Genomic DNA, 6,308 nt, shown 5'->3' on the forward strand with positions numbered 1-6,308 from the left:
CTATAAAATTGAACAAGCTCACTTTCTGGGCTTTTCCTTTAGTTCATTAATATGCTTACGATTTGCCGTACTATATCCGGAAAAAGTCCATTCATTGATCATGGGTGGGGGAATCCTCAAATTCAATTTGAAAACAAGGTTTTTGCTTTTCCTGGCAATAACTTTTAAAAGGATCATCAATTACATGGTCCTTTATAGATTTTTTGCTTATATCATAATGCCTAAAAAGAACCATAGGAGATCACGGGCTATCTTTGTGAATGAAGCGAAGAAATTAGGTTATGACGAGTTTTGTAAATGGCTGGATATTGTTCCGCAAACAACAAAAAGTTTAAGCTGGCTAAATGAATTAAATGATAGCATTAAAGTTCTGTATGTTTCAGGAAATGAAGACTATCTTTTTTTAAAGGACACTTTAAAATACAGTAAGAAAATACGCAATTCTCAGGTGGAAATAATTGTTAATTGCGGGCATGTGTGCTCTATTGAACAGCATGATATGTTTAACAAGGTCGTTTTTAAATATCTGAATTCGGCGTAATATTTATGTGCGTGTATTTTTACACTGTTTGTACTATAGGATCTCAAGATAAATATGGAAGTTGGATACTTCCATCTGTCTATGTTTCCTACAATGTTCTTCAGAATATCATGCACCACTCTCTCATCTGTTTCTCGCCAATGCATATTTTGCCATCACTCTTAGATACTCTCTGTCCACTTCCATAAGCACAGTCTCGAACATGGCCACATGTATCTTCTCTTCGTTGGCAACGTCAAGCAAGATCTTTCTGAGTTTCTCATCATCCGTAAGAGCAGCCATTTCTTCGTAAAGGTTTATAGCATCAAGTTCGGCTATCATGGCGCTTCTCAGGATCTCTTTATCAATATCTTCCTTACTGCTCCTTTCAAAGTTTATTGGTGCTTTTGAAAACAATGATCTTCCTCCTTATTTTTGAAGTTCTTCATCAACTTCCATTTTGCCAGCTTCCAGTTCTTTCATCTGCTCTTCATCTTGCTCAAGGAGCAATGCTTGGAACTCTCCAACATGTGTCTTCTCTTCTTTTGCCACATCCAGCAGTACTCTTCTTACTTCATCATTATCTGTCAGGTCTGCCATTTGCTCGTACAGGCTGATAGCGTCCATTTCAGCAATAATAGCAGCTCTGAGGATCTCTTTATTCAGGTCTTTTTGTTCTACTTTGTCCAATACGATTGGTATTCTGGATAACATTATCAAAGATCACCGCCTGCTACGCTATGAAGTAGCTCTTTTCCCACTCAAAATAAATGAGTGTTTTTTACACTATTTATTGATTACGCAGAATTAAATGAAAAAGAAGCATGCTTGTCTAAATAATTAGCAAAAGAGCTGTATCCGGATCTAATACAAAGATATCAACTACCGCTTTTACATAATGGATCTTTCAAGCAAAATAGGAAAGACTTATATACGTATGTATAGTGGTTTTAATTGTGGTAGGTATGCAAAGTAAAAATCGGGTGAAAAGGGTGGCTGTTGTTTTGGCCACTTATTTGCTCATGATCGTTGCCCTTGTATTGGTTTCGGGTCTGATAATATAAGGAAGCTGTTAAAAATCATGCGATGGATCACAGCAAGTATAACCGAACAGAATACGGTGCTTCAGCCCTTTTCCTTCTGCTTATAGTTGTATCCAGTTCAGGGCACAGATGATCCTATATATCACCCTGAACTGGAGTCCCCAATTTCATCCTTTGTTTTTTTGTTTTCTCGTGCATTATTGGTGCATGCTCCGTAGGAGGTTCTGTTTCCGCATTGCAGCAATTACGGAATGCAAACAAAAATATGACCTTCTTGTATTTAATCACTTCTACATTAAATATTAAATGAATGCGCTAATAATAAATGATCACATATATTTAATATTACAAATATACTGTCAAAGCAGCAGAAAGATCTGGCAGTCACTGCTTTGTTATTGCAAGATTTAAATAAAAAATATTACTCTTTTCCCGTTCTAACCGATGCCTGTATCTATATGGATAACATATTATAGGAAGTAACAAATGAACTCATATAATTAATTTAATGCTCCCTGCAGGAGATAAAGGCCATTGATAGCACTTCGGTTTTACAGGATCTATGATATAGGACTGGAAATAGATCTGGACTGGCTGGAAAAGGAACTCTCGGAAAGTTTCCTTATTGCCAGGACAAGTTTCCGGCGTGTAAAGCCAAAGTCAATTATAATGGATGTACCTCCTCTTTTGATAAGGATGGGTCGCTCCACTGTGGAAAAGGTGGGCAGTACCTTTGAGTTCACAGTATTTGCCCGCATCTTTGATATAGGGGCAATAAGTCTCTGTTTAGTTTTTGAAAGACCTGAATCTGATTTTACTCTCCTGGAAGAAACTGCGCTGCTTTTTACAGAACAGGAAGGACTTTCGGATCTATTCCTTTTACACCTTAGAACGCTCACGGACATACTCAAACCTCACATAAGAGGCTTTGCGTTGAACCCGGATTTCTTTGAAGACTATACCATATATCTCATGGACTGGATGGACGAATCTATAGATCCATTGCCCCTGCTTGCAGGGGAAAAAAGGAACTTTTCTCCTCAGATGAGAGAAGAGATCCTCAAAGGTACACAGAGTTATACCAAAGAAGACCTTGTCATATTCTCATGGGACTCAGCCCTTCTTTGTAATCCAGACAGTCCCTCCGATCTTTTCGATCTCATCGAATTTGCGAATGTGCAGGTATTCGAATTGCGTTACTACGATCGGGAACTGAGCCGCCAGATGGGGAAAATGTACGACGACATCGTGCTTGCCGATAAGCTTCCTCCGTTTAGAAGAAGGCATCAATATAGATTGATAATGACACAACTTATGCAGAACAATGCAGAGATATCTGAAGTTACAGAAAAGGTAAACAACCTTATAAAGGTCACAGAGGACATTTACTATGCCAGGGTCTACGCATCAGTACTGAAAATGCTGCGAAGCAGCCAGTGGAGTGAAAGCGTCAGCCACAAGATCGAAGTGATAAGGGACAATTATTCCATGCTTTCAGAAGAGGTCCGCATTCAGCACTCCAACTTCCTGGAATGGATAGTTATAGTCCTGATAGCCCTTGAAATTGTCATGGCTGTTGTGGAACAGCTTTTATAAATGCTTTTACACATTTTACAAACTTAAAAAGAACTATAATATCCCTTGATATACACAACAAGGGATATTTCAATACCAATAACTGTTAGATGCTTTATGCAGCAGAAGGCAGTTCTTTGCAGCGGATCACAGTGTTGGTATGTTTTTGTATGTTCTTGATCCTGTATATTTCCCTGCCGGCCGCAAACGTAAAGGCCCGCCCTTCTTTACCGGCCCTTCCGGTCCTGCCTATCCTGTGAATATAGGATTCAGTATCCTGCGGAATATCGTAATTGAACACAGCTTCGATGTTCTTTACATCTATTCCCCTGGAAGCCACATCCGTAGCCACAAGAGTTTCGATCTCCCCATTCTTGAAGCTGGACATTACATCGTCCCTTTGCTTCTGTCTCATGTCACCATGTAATCCATCAACCAGATATCCTCTTCTTCTGAGAGTGACTACCAGTTCATCCACACCTTTTTTAGTGTTGCAGAAGATCAGAGATGATTTCATATCATAACTATCAATTACCCTGCACAGCATCTCGTGCTTGGGCCTGCCCTTAGTTTCAAGATAGAATTGTTCGATCTGGGAAACATTAACATTTTTCGGCTGGGTCTTTATCAACAATGGTTCCCGCTGATATCTGGTCGTTAGTTTAATAATGGGTTTAGGCATGGTCGCGGAAAAGAGAATCGTTTGCCTCTTATCATTAGCTTTTTCAAGAATAAGTTCAATGTCTTCTCTGAATCCCATATCTAACATCTTATCGGCTTCATCCAGCACAACCATTTTTACAGTATCAAGTTTCAGCGTATTGCGCTCAAGATGGTCCATTATTCTTCCGGGTGTACCAACGACAATATGAACACCTTTTTTCAGGATCTTCATTTGCCTTTCTATGGACTGTCCTCCAAATATAGCACATATCTTGATCTCTCTGTATCTTGAAAGCTTGTTCATCTCTTCAGCAACCTGATTTGCAAGCTCTCGTGTGGGACAAAGTATGAGCATCTGTACTTTCTTTTGTGTCATATCCACTAGTTCAAGTGCAGGTATTCCAAATGCTGCGGTCTTTCCTGTACCTGTTTCAGCCTGTCCTATCACATCCTTTCCTTCAAGGATATAAGGAATAGCCTGTGCCTGAATAGGTGTAGGTTTTACAAAACCCATATATTCGATCGCTTTTTTGATATCTGCAGATAAATGCAAGTCATTAAATGTAATTTTTTCCATAGTAAAGTTCCTGTGTGCTGACCACACAATTGCGTTTTTAATGATCCAGAATAATAAGAAAGCTGACAGGCCATTGTTCTGCCTGTCATACCAAGAAAAATCAGATTTAGTTGCTGACTTCAGCAAATGCGAACTTGCGCATGACCTTTGTGACCTTTATGGTCACTTCATCGCCTACGGAAGTACCTGGCACGAATATTACAAAACCGCTTACTCTTGCAATGCCGTCTCCTTCTCTTGCGATGTCCTCGATCTTTACTTCATATTCCTTTCCAGCATCCACTGGGGCAGTTGGTTCATTTCCGAACATATAATTCACGTCCTTATGTTAAAGCTTAAGAAACCCAACTATAATGAAAACATAACGGAAAAACAGCATATACGAAAAAGTAACACTATTTAAGGCCAATACGTTATCTGAACAGTTATATCTTAAAGCAATGCTAACTTGAGTTGATACTATATATAATTGTTGGTATAGTCAGGAGGAAGAACCGGCGTTCAGCAGGGAGTTCAAATACTACTGCCTGCGGCCGGATGGATCAAGCCTATGGGGTTAACAATATACAGGGATAAGATGGTTTCAAAAGCAATTCCTTGCGGCAGTCTTCCGGGATATTGCTATCTTTGACTTCATAGGCTGAAATGTGTAAATCAATTAATTCCCAGGCTGAAAAGCTTTGCAGATAGCTTTCGTATCTACCTGTATATTTTTTTTCTTTTTGCACGTATCGTTCCTGTAAAAATTACATTTTTCGCAACAGAATTCCTTACTTGCAAGCTTGGAAGTTATCTTTTCCTTTTGTTTCTCGGTGATCTCAAAGTTCCTGCGATGTTTGTATAGATGCCAATCCTTGTAATACATCATGTTCGCAAGTATGGATATAGTGGGAGGGTCCCAGGAACTGTATATCTTCTCTTTTTTAAGATCACTATATGCAGCCTGCTTCTCTCTTTCAGCCTGCCGTCTGTATTTTTCATCAACTATATCCTGAAGCTCTTTCTTCATTACTTCAGCCTGCGGGTTTTTGGGATCAAAGGTCAAAGCTTTAGTAATATAATTAAGTGCAGCTTCGTATTCCTTCAATTCTTTCAGAACCATGCTCTTATTAAAATAGATCGGATACAGGTTCTGAACTTTCCCGGAGCCGATCACAGCATCGAAGAACCTGATAGCTTCCCGGAGCTTTCCGTTCTGATAGGATAAAAGGCCCATTTTATTGAGAGCAGATACGTTTTTCGGTTCCACTTCAAGAGCCAGTCTGTAATAGTGTTCTTTTTTCTCCGGACCTGTTTCTTTGTCTCCCATCAGTACATATCTATTAGAGACAGCCGACTTTTCCTTTTTGAGAGCTTCCTTTGAGTTCATTTCTCCGGATATCCTTATTCAATGAGCAGAATACCAACACACTTAATGTCAGAAGGATCACAAAAAACAAAAGTTTCAGCTACTGTGTCCATGATCTTTCCGACGTTGATACCAACAGCTTCCGGAGGGAACCTGCGCAATTCCGGCTTTCTGCATTTTTCGGCACACACATCACACTCATTGCATGCGCCCGGCCGCAGCAACTGAGCATAGGTAAAACCTTCCCTGAAGGCAAGGTATTCCAGCTCCAGCATTTTATGGAAAGATCCCCTGCGCAAAAAAGACCAGGCCCTGAAAATATCGGGTTCATGGGACATATCATGCTCTTCGATCAGCAGCAGGGCATTATCGTATTCATGAAGGATCTTTCTGAACTCATCGATATCCATAATATGGGGAGGACAGCTTAAGCGTTTACCATAACCTCTGCACCCATATTCACACTTTATACGTGCCCTGTTTTCCACAGGTATACCCGCTGTTTTAAAAGGGTATGCTCTTAATCCGAGTTCCAGAGCTCTTCTAATGATCATTTCCTGCTTTTCATTCATGGGCATACCC

Annotated in this window: 8 protein-coding genes; 2 read left to right on the forward strand and 6 right to left on the reverse strand. The window is 39.9% G+C overall.

Translation table 11 applies throughout. The annotated features are described in order from the left end of the window. The coding region (locus AB7U21_RS09530) for an alpha/beta fold hydrolase (protein ID WP_428388602.1) at positions 1 to 541 on the forward strand (541 nt) is incomplete at its 5' end. A gap of 123 nt (positions 542 to 664) precedes the next feature. Here the strand turns inward: AB7U21_RS09530 and AB7U21_RS09535 are convergent. Together AB7U21_RS09535 and AB7U21_RS09540 are read right to left on the reverse strand one after the other, a co-directional pair. Continuing rightward, complete coding sequence (locus tag AB7U21_RS09535) at positions 665 to 937, reverse strand: ferritin family protein (RefSeq protein ID WP_333788089.1); 273 nt, start codon at positions 935 to 937, stop codon at positions 665 to 667. Positions 938 to 949: 12 nt separating this feature from the next. Next, positions 950 to 1,234 (reverse strand): ferritin family protein, encoded by a 285-nt coding sequence (locus AB7U21_RS09540; RefSeq protein WP_333788088.1) that lies wholly within the window; start codon positions 1,232 to 1,234, stop codon positions 950 to 952. Positions 1,235 to 2,097: 863 nt separating this feature from the next. On the opposite strand from AB7U21_RS09540, the gene AB7U21_RS09545 reads away from it, so the two are divergent. After that, positions 2,098 to 3,159: a hypothetical protein gene (locus AB7U21_RS09545; RefSeq protein ID WP_333788087.1), complete on the forward strand. Its 1,062-nt coding sequence runs from the start codon at positions 2,098 to 2,100 to the stop codon at positions 3,157 to 3,159. Positions 3,160 to 3,253: 94 nt separating this feature from the next. On the opposite strand, the gene AB7U21_RS09550 is transcribed toward AB7U21_RS09545, so the two are convergent. From AB7U21_RS09550 to AB7U21_RS09565, 4 genes are all read right to left on the reverse strand, one after another. Further along, positions 3,254 to 4,378, reverse strand: a complete 1,125-nt coding sequence (locus AB7U21_RS09550; RefSeq protein ID WP_428388608.1) for a DEAD/DEAH box helicase — start codon at positions 4,376 to 4,378, stop codon at positions 3,254 to 3,256. 106 nt (positions 4,379 to 4,484) lie between these two features. Next, a complete protein-coding gene (locus tag AB7U21_RS09555; RefSeq protein ID WP_015324575.1) occupies positions 4,485 to 4,688 on the reverse strand; it encodes a TRAM domain-containing protein in 204 nt (67 codons plus the stop codon). A 348-nt stretch (positions 4,689 to 5,036) separates the two neighbouring features. Next, positions 5,037 to 5,747: a hypothetical protein gene (locus AB7U21_RS09560; protein ID WP_333788085.1), complete on the reverse strand. Its 711-nt coding sequence runs from the start codon at positions 5,745 to 5,747 to the stop codon at positions 5,037 to 5,039. A 14-nt stretch (positions 5,748 to 5,761) separates the two neighbouring features. Next, a partial coding sequence (locus tag AB7U21_RS09565) for a DUF2284 domain-containing protein (RefSeq protein WP_428388611.1) occupies positions 5,762 to 6,308 on the reverse strand: 547 nt, incomplete at its 5' end.

The sequence above is a fragment of the Methanomethylovorans sp. genome, assembly GCF_050177135.1.
Classification (GTDB): domain Archaea; phylum Halobacteriota; class Methanosarcinia; order Methanosarcinales; family Methanosarcinaceae; genus Methanomethylovorans.

Bases quoted from the DNA above. Each gene is read 5' to 3' on its own strand.
- AB7U21_RS09550 (WP_428388608.1), bottom strand. From the start codon at position 4,378: ATGGAAAAAATTACATTTAATGACTTGCATTTATCTGCAGATATCAAA.
- AB7U21_RS09555 (WP_015324575.1), bottom strand. From the start codon at position 4,688: ATGTTCGGAAATGAACCAACTGCCCCAGTGGATGCTGGAAAGGAATAT.
- AB7U21_RS09540 (WP_333788088.1), bottom strand. From the start codon at position 1,234: ATGTTATCCAGAATACCAATCGTATTGGACAAAGTAGAACAAAAAGAC.
- AB7U21_RS09560 (WP_333788085.1), bottom strand. From the start codon at position 5,747: ATGAACTCAAAGGAAGCTCTCAAAAAGGAAAAGTCGGCTGTCTCTAAT.